Here is an 18,312-nt window from a genome sequence, read left to right on the forward strand (position 1 = left end):
TTAATTCGAAATGGTTAACCTTAATTTTTGACTTGATCCTTCTGTTGCATTCCATTGAAACAGATAAGATCCGGCAGGTAGGTTGGAGAAATCTAAGGTATAAATCTGCTCCCCTGCCCCAAAATTAAGGCTTTTTGAGCTAATTAACACACGTCCTTGCAGATCAAGTACCTGGTAATTGACTTCGGCTGATTTGGAAAGAGTAAATCGCCAAGTAAAAAGTCCTTTGGACGGATTAGGATACACCAGAGAAGGCAATTCAACCTGTTCATTGCCCAGGATGGGACTATCAAAAAGAGCCATTTGGGCATCTAACCAAGTCAATCGTCCTTGAATCCAGTTTTTCAACCAATTCACCTCATCCGTCAAACTTGATCCTACATAATAATTAGGCCAGATTTTACGGCCCATCAATTGGTATTTTTGGAAATTTCGAGTTAAGGGTTCTTTTAGAACCACCTGAGCTGAATCGATCGTCGAATTTAAGGTATTTGTGTTTAGAAAAGAGGATCTCACTTCTTTCCAACGCGTCGCCAGCGCTTTTCTAAAACTAGCATCTTGAATCAATTTATTCCACCAAAAAGGTACTTGCCAATAATCATTTTTACCCCCATCATTCTCCATCGCCTTGTACACAAAGCCATTCGTCATCCAACCATTTAAGTAATCAGCGTTTCCAAAAGCAATATTAAAATCCCAAGCAGGCCCCATTTTGATTTTACCCCCTAAAGATTCTTTGTCTTTATACAAATACGTACTTAAGCGAAAGCCATCCACGTTACGTGTAACTTCATTCAAGATGAAAAAATTCACGAAGGAGGGCATGTCCATCATATCTCTAAAACTTGCTTTGGGGTCATTCATGTCCTCAGTCATGAGTTTACGTTCCCAGGTATTGATGTAATCCCGAATGTAAATCAATTGCTGCTGGGTGATAATCCCGTATTTAGGGTATTCAATCTGAAACTCACACTTCTGAGTAGCGGTAATACCAGAAGTGTAATTACTTTTCCAAGAGGTAGATGGCGAACCACTCGTTTTATCAATCTTCAATAAATACCCTCCTGTCACATCATCTCCCGAATTTTCTGTCGGATAAAGATCAGAGATGGGCACCCGGTTTTTACCCTGCTTAATTTTCTCCATTAGGATGTACACCCCCCGGTATTCGTCATTAATAATTAATTCAACGAATTTCGTTTTGCTATTTAATACACCAAGACGCCCTGCGATCATTTGCGCTAAGAAATCACGCATAAAAGAGCGGTCATTATAGGAAGCATTTAACACCCAATCCGTCTCCTCCGGCATCTGAACTAGGGACATTTTTTTAGCATTCACACCCGATGTATCTGTCCAAATTTCAAATCCATATGGCTTTTTAACATAACCAGGTAGGAAAATAAAATCAGCTTGAGAAGTCGAACCCCTAAACTCAATTCCGGCAATCGTAGTAAGGGTAGGCGTCGAAGAAACTTGATTTAATTGCCCAACCCCTTTATCAAAAATTTCCATCACCACTGGAATCTTAGGTTCATCCTGAATAACCCTTGAATTTGTGTTGATGCGAAGAATGGGCAGGTTAGAGACGCTGAGACTTTGGCCTACTAAAAGAGCAGGCAACAGCAGCCAAAAAAAGAATAGGCATTTTTTCATTTAAAAGTCGTATCCCAGAGTTAAATAGGTCACTGGAGATTTCACTTCCTTATTTTCTAGACCAAACGCATAATCAAACTTCACAAAGTACCCAAACACATTCGCACGTGCCCCCATTCCGTAGCCCATTAAAAAAGGATTACGAAAATCTGTCACGGTCGCTTGGAAGGGGTTCGTATTCCCGCCATACACATTGGTATTGAATCCATTTGATTTTTCAAAAGGACTGGAGCCCGTCCAGGCGGTTCCTACATCCGTAAATCCGACCAATTGTAGGGAATTCAAAAAAGAAGAAGACTCAACAGACATTAAGGACTTAACAGGCATTCTCAATTCGACGTTTAACAATAAATGACTGTTGCCACTCAATTTATTATAGGAGAATCCACGCAATGGGGCGATAAATTCACTCATGAAAATATCCCGATTCGCTAATCCCTGAGTCCCCAAAGGAGTTTCCTGCGTTCTAGTTTCTGCTTTATTAAACAACCAATTATCCACCCCGCCTAACATAGAAGCTGGAGCGGAAGAGCCCACTTGGTGCGAGGCAGAAAACCGCGTCGCCACATAAAATGAATTGGATATTTTTTTGTAGTAGCGGGTGTCCAAAACCAAGCGAATAAATTCCCCCGACTTCTCAACTGCCGTATTTGCCTCAGCACTGACACTGAATCGTAAACCAGTCCTTAGATTCTCTCCTGCCGGTATCGTATGATCGTAGACATAATTTACTTGCGCACCGGCGTAACCGATATAATCCTCAGGACTGGACAAAGTGTATTGACTAAACAACCGATTTGTTCGGTACATTCCCGTCATAGTCAATCTACTGAGTAAGCTGAAGGGATAACTGGCACTCAGCGCAAATCGATTATAACGTATTTTTTGAATTTCTGATTCCGTGTCTTGACCCAGCACTTTCCGATCATAGCGGAATGTCCAATCTAGCTTATTCGCTAGGTAATTGTATTCACCCCAAAGATCTGTATTACGCAGATTCGCCGCTAAAAATACCCCTGCCTTGAATAGGTGGTTTTCGAGTAAATCGTTTGCCTTCAACTCATAAGCATAGCCTAATCCTCGAATGGGATCTGATTTGAATAGCCCCTCTGAACTATTCATCACAAAAGAACTTTCATAATCATAGGGCCCTATCAACTTCCCTGGCTCTCTTTTCAATCGAATACTTTGCTGTCTCTCGAGTCGAGCACGTCTTTGTTTTTTAGCCACATCTGTAGTTTCAATAGCAGGCGTTTCCAGACTCGCTTGCACCACTGGATCTAGGATGGTAGGTATCCAGGCTGAATTCGTTAGTTCGTCAATACTCGACCAAGAATAACGCGCGATTTTGTCTGTCAATATGGTATTCTCCTTACTCGAGATTCCCGTAGGGGAAATTTCAAATTGATCCCAAGCTACAGAACGTAAAGCCATTTGCTGGAAGGAGGTATCCGCTAGATTAAATCGGATGAGTCGGTTTCCTTGACTTTGGGAATGTAAAAAATAGGCAATTGAATCCGAGCGAAACTGAAAATTAGACACTTTTCCCGAGGTAGAAAATAGGCGTATCGGATTCTCAGGCTCTTCTGGATTATAGACAAAAATAGAAGAGAACGGTGCAGCAGGCGCAGGCAAGGAATCAATGTACCGATCGCTTACATACAAAATGCGGTTATCTGGCAATAAACGAGCTTCCGTTTCATCAAAAGCATCTTTCGTTATCAGATTTAGGCGGTTGCGCTTTACATCATACATCCCCACATCCACTTGACCTTTTTCCAAAACACGCACCAACATCTTCGTTCCATTCGCATTCATCTCCATGGATAAATACGACAGATTCGCGATCTTCTTTTTTTGATCACCCGTGCTGCGGCCATTTTTGTCAACTTGGAACGTTTTTAACCACGTGAATCCTTGATCTGAAAACAAAACATGTAACTGATTTTTACCGCTCCAAGACAATAATGGTCCTTTGCCTGAAGACAAACGATTGACCTCTTTCAAGCCAGACTGCAAAATTACCTGTGACTTTTTCGAAGCAAGCGTATGTAAATGAACACTGAAACGTCCGGATTCATCACTTACCCACACCTCGTGCAATCCATCTGGGCTCATCCGATGTGATTGAATTCCGGCAGGCGTACCCGCGAAATCATCCGTAGAGAATACTTTTTGTGAATTTACTTCCAGCTGCTTCGCATCGTTTAAATAATAGTCAAACCATTCCTTTAAAAACTTAGTGAAGGGCTTCCTAATCGTACTAGCTACACTTGACTGCTCACTCCGTATAATCCGAGTCAAATTCAAAATATTACCAATGGCTTGTTTCCCATACGTGCTTGCGATATAGGACCAAATCGATTGCCCTAGTAGCTCCGCTTCCTTACCTTTCGCTAATGGCAGTTTTCGTATCTTATTTTCACTGATGATTTGGTAGGTAAAACGGCGCATTTCTGGTGAATCCCCTGTAGCAATATAGGCGGCCATCCCTAAAACGTACCAATCAGATAAGTTTAACAATAACGAATTTTGTAATACATCCTTTACACTTCCGCCATAGAGCAGGTCATGCAAGTAGACACGCACCACTTGTTTCGTCAATTCCTGCTTAAACGAGTATAAATTATCCTTAAAGGGGATTTCTAGACGGAATTTAGAGAGGTTTTCACTGTCCACTTCTTTCGCATCACTCAGCGATATTCCACTGTTACTTTGTAACCACGATTCGTGGTTAGGGTAGATAAAAATTTTGACTTTTTGTACCGGAGAATAAGAAATCAGTTCCGTAATTCGAACAAAATCCGCTTCTAAATAGGTGAGCGTGGACTTAGCTAATGGCTCGTCCTTATCCAAGTAATAGACCTCGTAATTCGAACTTGCCACATATTTCCAGGCAAATTTCTGGTATTGAATGCGGTGATTCTCTTCTATCCATTGCGAATTCTGCGCTTTAAGCTGATTATAGCTGAAAGACAGAAGCAGTAGAACGGCGAAAAAGAATTTTACACTACGCATTTGGCCAAAGACTTTAAAACCAAATTTACTGATTTAAACGGAAAATAAATGATAAAATCGACGAATTGATGCTTCAGAATTTACCTCTGCTTTTCCGAGAATTTCTTGCGTCCATTGTTTAGCAAAAAAAGGACTCAATGACACTCCTTTTGAGCCAAATCCGTTAAAAATACCCGCTTTCCCATCTGGTCGAAAACCGACAAACGGACGTCGATCCTGGGTCGCGGGACGAACACCAGTTTTTTGGGAAATAAATGCATAAGCCTCCACACCCATTCCTTTCAATTTATCCTCTAGGGCTTCTCGGGATTCTGAGGTAATTTCATTCGTGAATTCCTTCCAACTATAGGTAGCTCCAACCTTGAATTGCTTTCCACCCAAAGGCAGGATAAAGCCATTTTTGTTTAAAATATAGTCCTCCGAGGGTTCGTCTGATTGAATTTCCATCAACTCCCCTTTAGCCGGCAAGAAAGGCAAACTTGCCCACAAGGGATTTTTTTGACTATGAAATCCCTCACAAAAAATCGCTTCATGGCCTGTATAGGTTTCTGTTTTCAATAGACCCTTTTCGATGAAATAAAGACGAGAGACCTGCAATAGCTTCACTACGTCCACCCAACCGGCCTGTTCCACCCAAACTCCCTCCGCTTCCCAACGCAAAAAAGCATGGTCAATCGTCTCCTTTCGATCCATTAACCAGGTCTTCATCTCCACATTCGCAAAGGGACGAAAAAGAGGCATGGGGTAAAAAAAGGAAGCCCCTAGAGTTGCCTCTAAGCGAGAATAAAAATCAACTAAATAGGGAAATAAGTCTTCTGCAAGCCAGGTCTTTTCTAATTTTCTACCTGTTACCGGATTAAAAATGCCACCAGCGGCCTTTGATGAGGTAAAATGAGTCTCCGGGGAATCGTAAATCACAAAGGGAATCCCGGCCTCCAAGAAATGATGGGCTAAAATGGTGCCAGCTAAACCCTGGCCTACGATGATAAATGGACTAGCGTTTTTCACCTTGCACGCGTCGAACGTGATCTAAAACAAACTCAACTTGCTCGTCCATCGTACGATAAGAGGTATCTAAATCGATCGCATCGGCAGCCCGCTTCAAAGGCCCTTCACTTCGGTTTGAATCAATCTCATCCCTTTTGCGCAGGTTTTCAACGATTTCTTCCAAAGGTAAATCTTCTCCTTTTTGCAGTAGTTCTAATTTGCGTCGCTGGGCCCGAATATGCGGCTCGGCTGTCATGAATATCTTTAATTCGGCGTTTGGGAAAACAACCGTTCCAATGTCACGGCCATCCATCACAATCCCCTTCTTTTCGCCCATTCGCTGTTGTTGAGCCACCATCGCATGTCTTACTTCAGGGATAGCCGCTATCTGGCTCACTAAATCTGAAATATACATTTTACGAATCTCCGCCTCTACATTCTCCCCATTCAACAAGGTATCTGATGCTTGTTTTGAAGGATTAAACTGAAAGGTAATCTCTACATGCGAAAGTGCGTCTTTTACGGCTTGAAGATTTGATACATCGACGTTTTGGCGGTGAAAATACAGGGCTACTGCTCGGTACATGGCACCCGTATCCAAAAAGGCATAGTGCAAAGAAGCCGCTACGTGGCGGGCTGTCGTACTTTTTCCACAAGAAGAAAAGCCATCAAGGGCAATGATAATATCAGACATTCACAAATTGATTAATCGCCTCAGCAACTGCTTCAGGCGCTTCGTAGGTACCTTGATGGCCTACATTGGGCAAAATTACGACGGATTTTTGAATAAAACGAGTAATGGATTCAGGAGAGATTAGGGCATCCTCAGCTCCCAAAATAAATAAAAAGGGTATCGAAGTAGCTTGAACAAAGTCCGTGAAATCTTTTCGGTCTCGCATCGCTTTTGTCGCCGCAATTAACCCTTCCACAGGCAAGGTTCTATACCGATCTGCCAAGATAGCAATCTGCTCACTAGAGGAAGAAGCAAACAAATTAGGGAGAAAGGGACCTATAAAAAAGGCAGTTCCTTTTTTAGCCAATAGTTCTGCCGTTCTATCCCGATTGACTTTCTTTTCTTCGGTATCTGGTAAAAAAGTAGAATGCAACATCACCACTTTTTTTACCTGCTCAGGGAATAAAGACGCTAATTCCAAGGCGATGTACCCTCCCATCGAGTGACCTACCACACAAAAGGTAAGATCAGTAGGCAAGGAAGATTGTATTTTCTTTGCGTAATCTGAGAGCGTAGCACAATCCGTCCAAGCGGCATAAGATGGCGCGTGAAGGATGAAATTCTCCCCTAAATAAGGAGAGAAATCCGCCCAAATACGTTCATCTTCCCCAAAACCATGCAATAAAACAAGCTGGGTTTCAAGCATCTTAATAGGTGTGCAATAAGCCTGCAATCGTAAATAATAGGCCAATAAAGGCAGATAAACCGCCGACAAAACCTAAGCCTAACACCACCAAAATCACACCCAAAGCAAGCAGGGTAAAACCTATTTTTACTTTCGGATGCCATCCTCTTGGCTCCACCGCTTTTTTAACTGCTTTCACCTCAGTGCTAGGAGAAACCTGCTCTTTCCGAGCTTTCATTTCGGGAGCAACCTTAGGGGCAACATGCGTTTCCACCGCTGGAGCAACAACCGGTGCAGTAGAAGGCGCGACCTGTTCAACCGGCGCCATCTGCAAGGCAGTTGGTTTATTGTTTTCTTCTCCAGCAAAGGCTGGTAAGCCCATCAATAAAAATAAAATGAATTTTTTCATAGGTTAAGCGACTACTTTCATTTGATGAAATACCGTTCTTTCGAACTTTGATTTTGCATAATTCAAATCCACCTCGAATTTCTTTAACTCAGTTTGGGATGGAATTTCGTACATCGCGTCAGTCATCACCGCTTCCATAATAGAGCGTAACCCACGCGCACCTAATTTATATTGCATGGCTTGTTCCACCATGTAGACTAAAGCATCGTGTTGGAAAGTCAATGAAACACCTTCCATCTCGAAAAGCTTCTCGTATTGCTTCACTAACGCGTTCTTTGGCTCCGTTAAGATAGACAACAAAGCCGTCGTATCTAATGGATTCAAATAAGTCACGACAGGAAGACGACCTAATAGTTCAGGAATCAAGCCAAAAGACTTCAAGTCCTGCGCCGTCACATACTTCATGATTTGGTCCTTCTCGAATGACTCGTGGAAGGTATCATCGCCTGAGAATCCAATCGGACGCGAATTCAAGCGCTTTGCAATGTGGCGATCGATGCCATCAAAGGCACCACCACAGATGAACAAGATGTTCTCCGTGTTCACGGCAATCATCTTTTGATCCGGGTGCTTGCGACCTCCCTGCGGTGGTACGTTCACAATCGAACCTTCTAGTAATTTCAATAAAGCCTGTTGTACTCCTTCTCCAGACACATCACGTGTGATGGATGGGTTATCTGATTTGCGGGCAATTTTATCAATTTCATCAATGAAAACGATACCACATTCGGCCTTCTCCACGTCATAATTCGCCGCTTGAAGTAAACGAGTTAGAATCGTTTCCACGTCCTCACCCACATAACCTGCCTCCGTAATAACAGTGGCATCGGCGATACAGAAAGGGACTTGTAATTTTTGGGCAAGCGTACGAGCTAAATAGGTTTTACCCGTCCCCGTCTCACCTACCATCAGGATATTCGACTTCTCGATCTTGACATCGTCATTCGAAGGAGCTTGCATTAAACGCTTGTAGTGGTTATAAACCGCCACAGAAAGATGCTTTTTAGCTTCTTCCTGTCCGATGATATAGCCATCTAAATATTCTTTCAAATCCTTTGGCTTCACTAATTCAAACGAGTGTTTCGTGCCCGCTTTCGCTTGAGCCGCTACACCCATCTCCTCTTTCACCACCTCATATCCTTGTTGCAAGCAGTTATTGCAAATGTGGCCATCGATGCCAGAAAGCAATAAACCTACCTCGTTTTTAGGACGACCGCAGAAGGAACAACTTGTTTTTTTACTAGCCACTAGACAGTTCTTGTTAAAATCTCGTCAATTAAACCATATTCTTTCGCCTCAGCCGCTTTCATCCAATAGTCACGATCTGAATCGCGCTCGATATCTTCGAACGATTTCCCCGAGTGCTTCGCTAGGATTTCATATAATTCTTGGCGAATCTTCACGATTTCACGTGCGGTGATTTCGATGTCACGTGACTGACCTTGCGCACCACCAGAAGGTTGGTGAATCATCACACGCGCGTGCTCTAAGGCAGAACGCTTACCAGCTGCACCACCAGCTAATAAAACCGCTCCCATCGAAGCAGCAAGCGAAGTACAAACCGTAGCCACTTCTGGACGGATATAATTCATCGTATCGTAGATACCTAAACCAGCGTAAACAGATCCACCTGGGCTATTGATATACATCACGATGTCTTTCTTTGCATCCGTAGACTCCATGAATAATAATTGAGCCACAATGATATTTGCCATATAATCATCTACCGGAACACCCATAAAGATGATGCGATCCATGATTAAACGAGAGAAAACATCGATTTGAGCGAAACGCATGGGGCGTTCTTCAATGATGTATTGCGTCATATCTTCGATTTGGTGCATCGGGCGACTACCGATGTTATTCATATATTGATCAACTGCAAGACCGTTCAAACCTCTGTGGTGAACCGCATACTTGCGAAATTCTTCTGATGATAACTCCTTTGGATACATAGATTTCAATGTTTAAGAATCAAATTTCTGCTTTTAATAGGTAGAACACAAATATACAAACCTTTGTTCACAGAAAACCCCGCAATTTGCGGGGCTTTCAAAAATATCAGGACAATTTAAAATTAAAGTGCCGCAGCGATTTCTTTAAACTTGTCTACGTCGATTTTCGTCACTTTGTGAGGAACGTTTGCCACAATCGCCGCTGAAACTTTATCAGCAAAGGCTTGATTGTATAAGTTCATGAAGTTATCTGACTTCGATTTATCGCTCAAGTAACCCATCGCGATTTTCTCGATCATTTCTTCAATACCTGGCTCATTAGATGATAAATAACCACCAAACTGTGCACGTACCATATCTTTCGCCTTCTCCACTACCTCTGGATATTCTACTTTCACGTCGAATTTCTCAGCGATTTCGTTCTTGATCAAGTTCCAACGAATGTCTTTCTTCACATTATCAAAGTCTTGATCAATTTGCTCTGGTGTAAATTTACCTTCGTTGATACGGATTAACCAAGTGCGTAAGAATGCCTCTGGTAAATCAATTTTCACTTGCTCTAAAATTGCTTTTTCCGCATCAATACGTAATAAGTATTCCGCCTCACGCTTGTAGTTTTCTGTTACAATCGTTTCAACCTGCTCACGGAATGATTTCTCATCTGTCGCTTTGCCAGCACCTAACACTTTGTCAAAAAACGCTACGTTTAATTCCGATGGAACTTGACGTGTAATATCTTCCACTACGAATGAAACCTCTCCTTTCAAATCAGCTATTTCGTCTTCTTTCTTTCCAGTTGCTAAAGCTAAAGCCTTTGCATCTACGAATACTTTATCGATCGCAAATTTCAAGGTATCGTCTTTCTTCGCTCCGATGAACACTTTCTTCGACTTATCGTTGATCGCGTGCATGGGGATAGCTGATTTCTCTACCCACTCCCCTTGCGTGAAAGTACCGAATACTAAATCACGGTCTTCTACTGAATCTGGGTGAGTTTGATCGCCAAATTGCTTCTTCAAGTTCTCAATCGTTTCTTCGATTTCCTTCTTGTCAGCTTTGATTTCGTAAGAGTTGATTGTTTTGATTTTGGCCAAATCCACCGTAAAATCTCCGTGGAAACCTACATCATAGTGGAAGGTAAATTCCGTATCTTTTTCCCAGTCGATCGCATCTGCCTCTTCAACAGCTGGCAAAGGCTCTCCTACTAAGTTCAATTTGTTTTCTTTGATATAATCAGAAACCGCATGTCCTAACAAGTGGTTGATCTCGTCTACTAAAGCAGATTGACCATATAATTTCTTCACAAGCGCAGCTGGGAGCATTCCTGGACGGAATCCTTTGATGGAAGCTTTTTTGCGATAATCTTTCAATTTAGCCTCTACTTTGTCCGCATAGTCTGCTGGTGAAACTGCCACGGTCAAACGACCTTCTAAATCTCCTGCCTTGTTAAGTGAAATGTTCATTTGTGATTATTTATAATTAGCTTTTAAAATAAAACCCTCAAAACCTTTTTGGTGTTGAGGGCTTGCCATTGGTACGGGTGAAGGGACTCGAACCCCCATGCCTCGCGGCGCCAGATCCTAAGTCTGGTATGTCTACCAATTCCACCACACCCGCGTAAATTGGAGTGCAAAGGTAGTCAGCAATTTTAAAAATTCAAAAGCTTTTAAATATAAATATTGGATTAACTTTGGCAAAAATAAACCTCCTATGAAATTCAGTCGCTGGTACGTCGCATTAATGGCATTCCTCATCGGAGTAATTGCCACATTCATTTTTTTAACAGAAACCTTTAAGTAGTCATGCAAGCACTCGATTGGATCGTTTTATTGGTGACTATTGGTGGAATTGTGGCCTATGGAAGCTGGAAAGGAAATCAAACTAAGCACTCGTTGCAGGGATTTCTGTTAGCCGACCGCGAATTACCTTGGTACCACATATTATTATCTGTGATGGCCACCCAGGCCTCTGCGATCACTTTTTTATCGGTTCCAGGCCAAGCCTACCACGATGGAATGCGTTTTGTGCAGTTTTACCTGGGTCTACCTATCGCGATGATTGTTCTTTCGATGACCTTCATTCCGCATTATTTCTCTTTAAAAGTATATACCGCCTACGAGTTTTTAGAGAATCGTTTTGATGCCAAAACCCGCGTACTCACCTCCCTCTTATTTTTAATACCACGTGCCTTGTCTACTGGAGTGACCATTGCGGCACCTTCAATCATTTTATCCACCTTGCTAGGCTGGGATTTAGCCGGAACGAATGCGCTGACCGCTGCCATTGTCACTACGTATTGTATGCTAGGTGGATCTAAGGCCATTTCTTATACCCAAATGTTACAGATGGCCGTCGTTTTAACCGGGATGGTTTTCGTCGGTTTTTACGTCGTGTCACAATTACCAGCAGAAATAGGCGTGAAAGAATCCCTTCAAATCGCAGGTAAAATGGGCAAAGTGAATCTCATCGACTGGAAATTTGATTTGAATAATCGCTATAATATCTGGTCTGGAATCATCGGTGGATTCTTTTTGCAGCTGTCTTATTTCGGAACAGACCAAAGTCAAGTGGGCCGCTACCTTTCTGGAGTTTCTGCCTCTGAAATTAAGAAAGGCCTATTAATGAATGGATTTCTAAAGATTCCGATGCAATTCTTCATTCTTCTAGTCGGCATCCTAGTCTTTACCTATTACCAATTCAACGCCCCTCCCACCTTCTTCAATAAGAACACCGAAGTGGTGTATCGCTCTGTGCCTGGACACGAGGCCATTGAAAAAGAGAAAGCGGATATTTTTACGGCTAAAAAAGAGGCCATCTTACAAAAGAATTATGATCGTCTACATGAACTGAATGCGAAGGCGGGCGAAAACCAAGAAAAGGCCGTCGAATTATTGAAAACGGCACAGCCAAACAACGACGCGCAGGATACGAATTACATCTTCCTCCGCTACATTATCGATAATCTACCCATTGGATTTATTGGCTTCTTGATCGCGATGATCTTGTTATCGTCGATGGGCTCGATGGCCTCGGCTTTTGGGTCTTTGACTTCCACTTCGATGGTCGATATTTATGAACGCTTCATTGCCCCAGAAAGAAGCAATCAGCATTATTGGTGGATCTCGAAGCTGATTACGCTGGGATGGGGAATCATATGTTTAGTGGTGGCTCAGTTTGCTGTAAATATGGGCAGCTTAATTGAGGTAGTGAATATTTTGGGGTCTTGGTTCTACGGGACTATCCTAGGTATTTTCTTATGTGCATTTTATTTGCCTAAAACCACAGGGACACAAGTTTTCGTGGCGGCATTGATTGCAGAAGCCTTTGTGATTTATGCTTGGAAGGTGGAATGGATGGCCTTTCTTTGGCTTAACGTCTTAGGCTGTTTGCTTGTGATGGCGATCGCCTTTTTATTAAGCCTTATTTCTAGTCCAAAACAGACATCGAAAACTTCACCGGAATAACAGGTTTCTCATCAAATGAACGTTCTTTTTTGATGGAATCGACGACCGCCATCCCTTTCGTCACTTTGCCAAAAACCACGTATTTACGATAAAACCGGGCTGCTTGTTCCGTATCGGTCACGATGAAAAACTCGGTAGGTGAAGAAGATTGCAAGGGATTACCTTCGTCATAACGGGCCATAGCGATGCTTCCACGAACTGGCCTTAACTCTTCACGGTACTCCGCCGGCACTAAATAATTCAAACGATCAAAATACTCTCCTCCGCCTTGAATCCCAATCTCATAGACATTTCGATAGAAGTAGCGATCTTTAAAATAACCCATCTTTACCAGGCGAATAAAGTTCACCGAATGCAAAGGGGTGCGATCGTCTAATTCAAGTTCAAAATCCCCCAAACGAGTTTCCACTTTGATGTGGCGCTCGGTATTTTCTGCTGCCTTCGCCTGCAATTCCTCCTTTACACGCGTAGGATCGAGTCGCCAATTTGGCTTACAGGAAAGAAACAAAAAGGGTAGAAATAAAAGGTAACGCATAAAAAAAGGGGGCCTTTCGAGCCCCCTAAATTAATTAAAATTCTATACTAAGCGAGCTTCGCTTTCTTTCCGAAGAAATAAAGACCCGCAAATGCCACGATTAAGATCGCTGGGAATAACACCATTTGTGCCATCGTCGCTTGACCAGCCGCTAAAGCTACTGCATCTCCTGTTAAGGTTTTAGCCGCTTCCGCCGTGTTAGCATCTAACCAAGAACCGATGATAGGTTGGAAGATTGAAGTAGCAAACATACCCATACCACCCATGATAGAAAGACCAAAAGCACCTGTTAAAGGAATGTTTTCAGCTACATATCCGATCATTGTTGGCCAGAAATAGCATACACCTAATGCGAAGATAATCGCAGAAATGTAGACCATATTTCCAGTCGCACCAGCCATCAAGTAAACACCTACCGTTGTTAAGATAGCCGAAACTAATAACACGCCACCTGCATCTAATTTGTGTACAATCGGACCAGCGAAATAACGACCTACCGCCATTAAACCAGTTACGATCGCTAAGATAATCATTGGACTAGCACCCGCTTGACCCATAATTGGTCCAATCCATTGCTCAGGGCCGAACTCAGAAATGGCAGTTAAAGCCATACAAGCAAGCATAAATAAGTATAATGGAGATAACATCGCTTTGAAGTTCTCCCCTGTCGAAGCACCACCTTCCACTTTCGCTTCTGGGAATACTTGACCATAGAATAAATACGCATAAATAACTGCAGGAACTAAAATCGCAGCGATTTGCAATTGCCATCCCATGTTGTTATCTGTCATAAATTGAGATAATAACGTAGCGATTACGATACCACCAGGGAACCACATGTGGAAACGGTTTAACATTTTAGTCTTGTCCTTACCTTCGAACATATCCGAAATCATCGGGTTACAAGCCGCTTCTACCGTACCATTACCGAATCCAACGAAGAAAGTAGATAATAATAAAGTCCAAAAACCACCTGAGAAAATCGTCATCACAAGACCAATTACGTGCGTAAAGAAAGCTACCCAGATAATTTTTTTAGGTCCTAATACATTGTACAAAGGTCCACCGATGATCATGGCGATAGGGAAACCTAAGAAGGCCATTTGGTTAACGTAACCTAATTGCTCGTTATCCAATTGGAAACTAACACCTAATTGAGTTAAAACACCGGCCCGGATACCGAAGGCCATTGAAGTGGTGATGAGGGCAAAACATGACGCCAAAAATAATCGATTGGCATTAACCGTTTGATTCATAATTGTTTGAGGTTTAGTTACTAAGTTTAGATTGGTTATTCTTTAAAAAATTAAATTCTTCATTGGAAAAATCGTAACAAAAAAACAAAAAGTTTTTGGGATAATGCTATCAATGGGCATTTATTTTTACAATTATGTCAAAAAAAGAGGGATTTAGAGGCTAGAAAACCAAATTTTGCTCTATTTTTGTAACATATCTAAATCTATAAAAATTATGATTCAAGGAGGTTCTGCTACACAGGCAAAATCACGCCAAAGTAGGAAAATCAGAATGGGAATGATCGGTGGAAGCCAAGAGGCCTTCATCGGTGCAGTACACCGTCGCGGTTCCCAATTAGACGGAGAAATCGAATTAGTTTGCGGCGCATTTAGTTCTAGCGCTGAAAAATCAAAAGCTACAGGTAATGCCTTATATCTCCCAGAAAACCGCGTTTACGGTTCGTACGAGGAGATGATTTTAAAGGAAAAAGAATTGCCTGAAGGAGAACGCATGGATTTCGTTTCCATCGTTACCCCTAATCACGTGCACTTCCCTGCCGCAAAAATGGCACTGGAGAATGGATTCCATGTCGTTTGCGATAAGCCAGCGACTTTGAATTTAGCGGAAGCAAAAGAATTAAAGAAAATCATCGAGAAATCGGGGCTGATTTTTGCTTTAACTCATAATTACACGGCCTATCCGATGGTAAAAGAGGCGAAACACCTAATAGACTCAGGTAAATTAGGAGAGATTCGCAAGATCATCGTAGAATATCCACAAGGTTGGTTAATTGACTTAGTGGAAGCAACGGGCCAAAAACAAGCAGCTTGGAGAACGGATCCAGCGCGTTGCGGAGCGGCTGGTGCGATCGGAGATATCGGTACGCACTGCGAGAATTTAATCGAATACATCACTGGATTACATATTAAAGAGCTTTGCGCAGATTTAACCATCTTCGTGGAAGGTCGTATGCTAGATGATGATGGCAATATCTTAATCCATTATGATAATGGGGCCAAAGGTATTTTACATTGTTCCCAAATCTGCAACGGTGAGGAAAATGACTTCAACTTCCGTATCTATGGAAGCAAGGCAGGTATTACTTGGCATCAGATGGAGCCGAATACGATGGTGTTTAGGACGCGCGACGAAGGAGCGCGGATTATTCGTACGGCCGTAGGCAAGCTATCTCCGGCAGCAAATGCGCATACGCGTCAGCCAGCAGGTCACCCAGAAGGTTATGTGGAGACTTTTGCGAATATCTACCGCAACTTTGCTTTTGCCCTAAGGGCAAGATGGGAAGGCAAAGCGCAAGATCCGATTTATGATTTCCCAGGCATTGACGAAGGAATCATGGGTATGGCCTTCATCGAAAATGTGGTGAGATCTGCCCAAGACAATACAAACAAGTGGACAAAATTTGAACTATAATATAACCATGACTAAAATCAAAGTTGGAATCGTAGGAACCGGTTTTATCGGACCCGCTCATATCGAGGCATTACGCCGTTTACCTAATATTGATGTAGCTGCGCTTTGCGAAGTGACCATCGAACTAGCTGAAGCGAAAGCGAAGCAATTAGGCATTGGCCGCTGGTATACCTTTGAAGAATTATTAAAGCAAGACGATATTCAGTGTGTACACATCTGTACGCCTAACTTCTTACACTACTCGCAGTCGAAAGCTGCTTTGCTAGCTGGGAAGCACGTGGTGTGTGAAAAGCCTTTGGCAAAAGACCTACACGAAGCAGAAGAATTAGTCGAATTAGCGGCTAAAACAGGTTTAGTGAATGCGGTTCACTTTAACTTACGCTACTACCCTTTAGTACGTCAAATGAAGACGATGCGCGAGAAAGGTGATTTAGGAGAAATCTATTCCATCATCGGTAGCTACTTACAAGATTGGTTATTCTACAATACGGATTATAACTGGCGTTTAGAGCCGGACAAATCAGGTGATTCCCGCGCTATCGCCGATATCGGATCTCACTTATTAGACGTTATCGAATACATCACAGGTTTGAAAACAGTCGAAGTGATGGCTGATTTCAACACGGTTCACAAGGTGCGTAAGAAGCCTTTGAAGCCAGTAGAAACGTATTCAGGCAAAATGTTGCAACCTGAAGATTATGCGGATGTACACATTAACACGGAAGACCACGCGAACGTTTTATTGCGTTTTGACAATGGAAACCGTGGTTGTGTGACTGTATCACAAGTTTCAGCAGGTCGCAAGAACCAATTGAAATTAGAGATCTCTGGTTCGAACAAGACTTTTGCCTTTAACTCTGAGTCCCCTAACGAGATGTGGATTGGTAACCGTGATCAAGCGAACCAAGTGTTGATGCGCGATCCATCTTTGGCTTACCCAGAAGCAACGGCGTTAATGACTTTCCCAGGAGGTCACAACGAAGGTTTCTCTGATACATCGAAGCAATTATTCAAGGAAGTGTACGCAGCCGTTGAAGCTGGCAAGCAACCTGAAAACCCGAAATACCCCACTTTTGCAGACGGATACCGTGAATTACTAATTTGCGAGCGCATTTTAGATTCAACACGTTCTCAACAATGGGTTAAAATCTAAACCTCTATTATATGAAAACGATACAAGGGCCAGCGATATTTTTGGCACAATTTATGGGCGACGAAGCCCCATTTAATTCCTTAGACAGCATCACCACGTGGGTAGCTTCTTTAGGTTACAAAGGTGTGCAGATTCCTTCTTGGGATTCACGTTGCATCGACCTACAGAAAGCCGCAGAATCAAAGACGTATTGCGATGAGATCGTAGGGATGTTAGCTGCCAAAGGCTTACAAATCACCGAATTATCTACGCACCTTCAGGGTCAATTAGTCGCGGTTAACCCGGCTTATGACCTAGGATTCGATGCTTTTGCCCCAGATTCCGTAAAAGGAAATCCAAAGGCACGTACTGAATGGGCGATCCAACAATTAAAATACGCAGCTAAAGCCTCTCAAAACTTAGGCCTAAACGCGCACGCCACTTTCTCCGGCGCTTTAATGTGGCACACGGTTTATCCTTGGCCACAACGTCCAGCTGGATTAGTCGAGCAAGGATTCAAAGAATTAGGACGCCGTTGGTTACCGATTTTAAATACCTTCGATGAATGTGGCGTAGATTTATGCTACGAGATTCACCCTGGTGAAGATTTACACGATGGCGTGACGTTTGAGATGTTCTTAGACGAGGTAAAAGGTCACAAGCGCGCGAATCTATTGTATGATCCATCGCACTTTGTGTTACAGGCTTTGGACTACAAACAATACATTGACTTCTACCACGAGCGCATCAAAATGTTCCACGTAAAAGACGCCGAATTCAATCCAACAGGAAAGCAAGGCGTTTATGGTGGCTACCAATCTTGGATCAACCGCGCCGGCCGTTTCCGCTCATTAGGCGACGGACAAGTGGATTTCAAAAGCATCTTCTCTAAATTAACCCAATACGGATACGACGGATGGGCTGTTTTAGAATGGGAATGCTGTATCAAAGATCCAGTTCAGGGAGCAACAGAGGGTGCGCCGTTCATCGCGAGCCACATCATCAAAGCAACCGAGAAGGTATTCGATGATTTTGCTGGAACCGGAGCGGATGAAGAGTTCAATAAGAAGATTTTAGGTCTTTAAGACTTACCTCATTATTCAATAAAAAAGCCCCTGAATTTACAGGGGC

General features: G+C 42.7%; 15 protein-coding genes and 1 tRNA gene. 4 read left to right on the forward strand and 12 right to left on the reverse strand.

From position 1 onward, the window contains the following. The 10 genes from V7S74_RS03765 to V7S74_RS03810 form a co-directional block, all read right to left on the reverse strand. On the reverse strand, positions 1–1,656 hold the full coding sequence (locus tag V7S74_RS03765; RefSeq protein WP_406777429.1) for a CotH family protein: 1,656 nt from the start codon (positions 1,654–1,656) through the stop codon (positions 1–3). After that, the gene (locus V7S74_RS03770) at positions 1,657–4,674 is read right to left on the reverse strand and encodes a BamA/TamA family outer membrane protein (protein ID WP_406777430.1); all 3,018 of its coding nucleotides are present in this window, start codon (positions 4,672–4,674) and stop codon (positions 1,657–1,659) included. Positions 4,675–4,707: 33 nt separating this feature from the next. Continuing rightward, a complete protein-coding gene (locus V7S74_RS03775) occupies positions 4,708–5,682 on the reverse strand; it encodes an NAD(P)/FAD-dependent oxidoreductase (RefSeq protein ID WP_406777431.1) in 975 nt (324 codons plus the stop codon). After that, entirely contained in the window at positions 5,669–6,355 is a 687-nt protein-coding gene (gene cmk / locus V7S74_RS03780; protein WP_406777432.1) for a (d)CMP kinase, read from the reverse strand. The genes V7S74_RS03775 and cmk overlap by 14 nt, the downstream gene beginning before the upstream one ends. Next, entirely contained in the window at positions 6,348–7,040 is a 693-nt protein-coding gene (locus tag V7S74_RS03785) for an alpha/beta fold hydrolase (protein WP_406777433.1), read from the reverse strand. The genes cmk and V7S74_RS03785 overlap by 8 nt, the downstream gene beginning before the upstream one ends. Before the next feature lies 1 nt (position 7,041). Continuing rightward, the gene (locus tag V7S74_RS03790; protein WP_406777434.1) at positions 7,042–7,428 is read right to left on the reverse strand and encodes a hypothetical protein; all 387 of its coding nucleotides are present in this window, start codon (positions 7,426–7,428) and stop codon (positions 7,042–7,044) included. Between the two features lie 3 nt (positions 7,429–7,431). Next, complete coding sequence (clpX, locus tag V7S74_RS03795; protein WP_406777435.1) at positions 7,432–8,676, reverse strand: ATP-dependent Clp protease ATP-binding subunit ClpX; 1,245 nt, start codon at positions 8,674–8,676, stop codon at positions 7,432–7,434. Continuing rightward, positions 8,676–9,383, reverse strand: coding sequence for a ClpP family protease (locus tag V7S74_RS03800; RefSeq protein ID WP_130896144.1), 708 nt, complete (start codon positions 9,381–9,383; stop codon positions 8,676–8,678). Before V7S74_RS03800 ends, clpX begins: the two co-directional genes overlap by 1 nt. A 122-nt stretch (positions 9,384–9,505) precedes the next feature. After that, positions 9,506–10,846 (reverse strand): trigger factor, encoded by a 1,341-nt coding sequence (locus V7S74_RS03805; protein WP_406777436.1) that lies wholly within the window; start codon positions 10,844–10,846, stop codon positions 9,506–9,508. 69 nt (positions 10,847–10,915) lie between these two features. Next, positions 10,916–11,000, reverse strand: a tRNA-Leu gene (locus V7S74_RS03810). Between the two features lie 185 nt (positions 11,001–11,185). On the opposite strand from V7S74_RS03810, the gene V7S74_RS03815 reads away from it, so the two are divergent. After that, complete coding sequence (locus V7S74_RS03815; protein WP_406777437.1) at positions 11,186–12,847, forward strand: sodium:solute symporter family protein; 1,662 nt, start codon at positions 11,186–11,188, stop codon at positions 12,845–12,847. Here V7S74_RS03815 and V7S74_RS03820 read toward each other — a convergent pair. Further along, a complete protein-coding gene (locus V7S74_RS03820) occupies positions 12,810–13,382 on the reverse strand; it encodes a peptidylprolyl isomerase (protein WP_406777438.1) in 573 nt (190 codons plus the stop codon). The genes V7S74_RS03815 and V7S74_RS03820 overlap by 38 nt on opposite strands. Positions 13,383–13,429: 47 nt before the next feature. Beyond that, the gene (locus V7S74_RS03825; protein ID WP_406777439.1) at positions 13,430–14,638 is read right to left on the reverse strand and encodes an MFS transporter; all 1,209 of its coding nucleotides are present in this window, start codon (positions 14,636–14,638) and stop codon (positions 13,430–13,432) included. 271 nt (positions 14,639–14,909) lie between these two features. Between V7S74_RS03825 and V7S74_RS03830 the strand changes: the two genes are divergently transcribed. Genes V7S74_RS03830 through V7S74_RS03840 form a run of 3 tightly spaced genes read left to right on the forward strand, consistent with a single transcriptional unit; the run spans position 14,910 to position 18,266 of the window. Further along, positions 14,910–16,049, forward strand: coding sequence for a Gfo/Idh/MocA family protein (locus tag V7S74_RS03830; protein ID WP_406777698.1), 1,140 nt, complete (start codon positions 14,910–14,912; stop codon positions 16,047–16,049). 7 nt (positions 16,050–16,056) lie between these two features. Then, the gene (locus tag V7S74_RS03835) at positions 16,057–17,202 is read left to right on the forward strand and encodes a Gfo/Idh/MocA family protein (RefSeq protein WP_406777440.1); all 1,146 of its coding nucleotides are present in this window, start codon (positions 16,057–16,059) and stop codon (positions 17,200–17,202) included. Positions 17,203–17,213: 11 nt separating this feature from the next. Continuing rightward, on the forward strand, positions 17,214–18,266 hold the full coding sequence (locus V7S74_RS03840) for a sugar phosphate isomerase/epimerase family protein (protein ID WP_223130266.1): 1,053 nt from the start codon (positions 17,214–17,216) through the stop codon (positions 18,264–18,266). The last annotated feature ends 46 nt before the right edge of the window (positions 18,267–18,312 follow it).

Origin of the sequence: Aquirufa novilacunae (assembly GCF_045310505.1) — a bacterium.
Taxonomy (GTDB): domain Bacteria; phylum Bacteroidota; class Bacteroidia; order Cytophagales; family Spirosomataceae; genus Aquirufa; species Aquirufa novilacunae.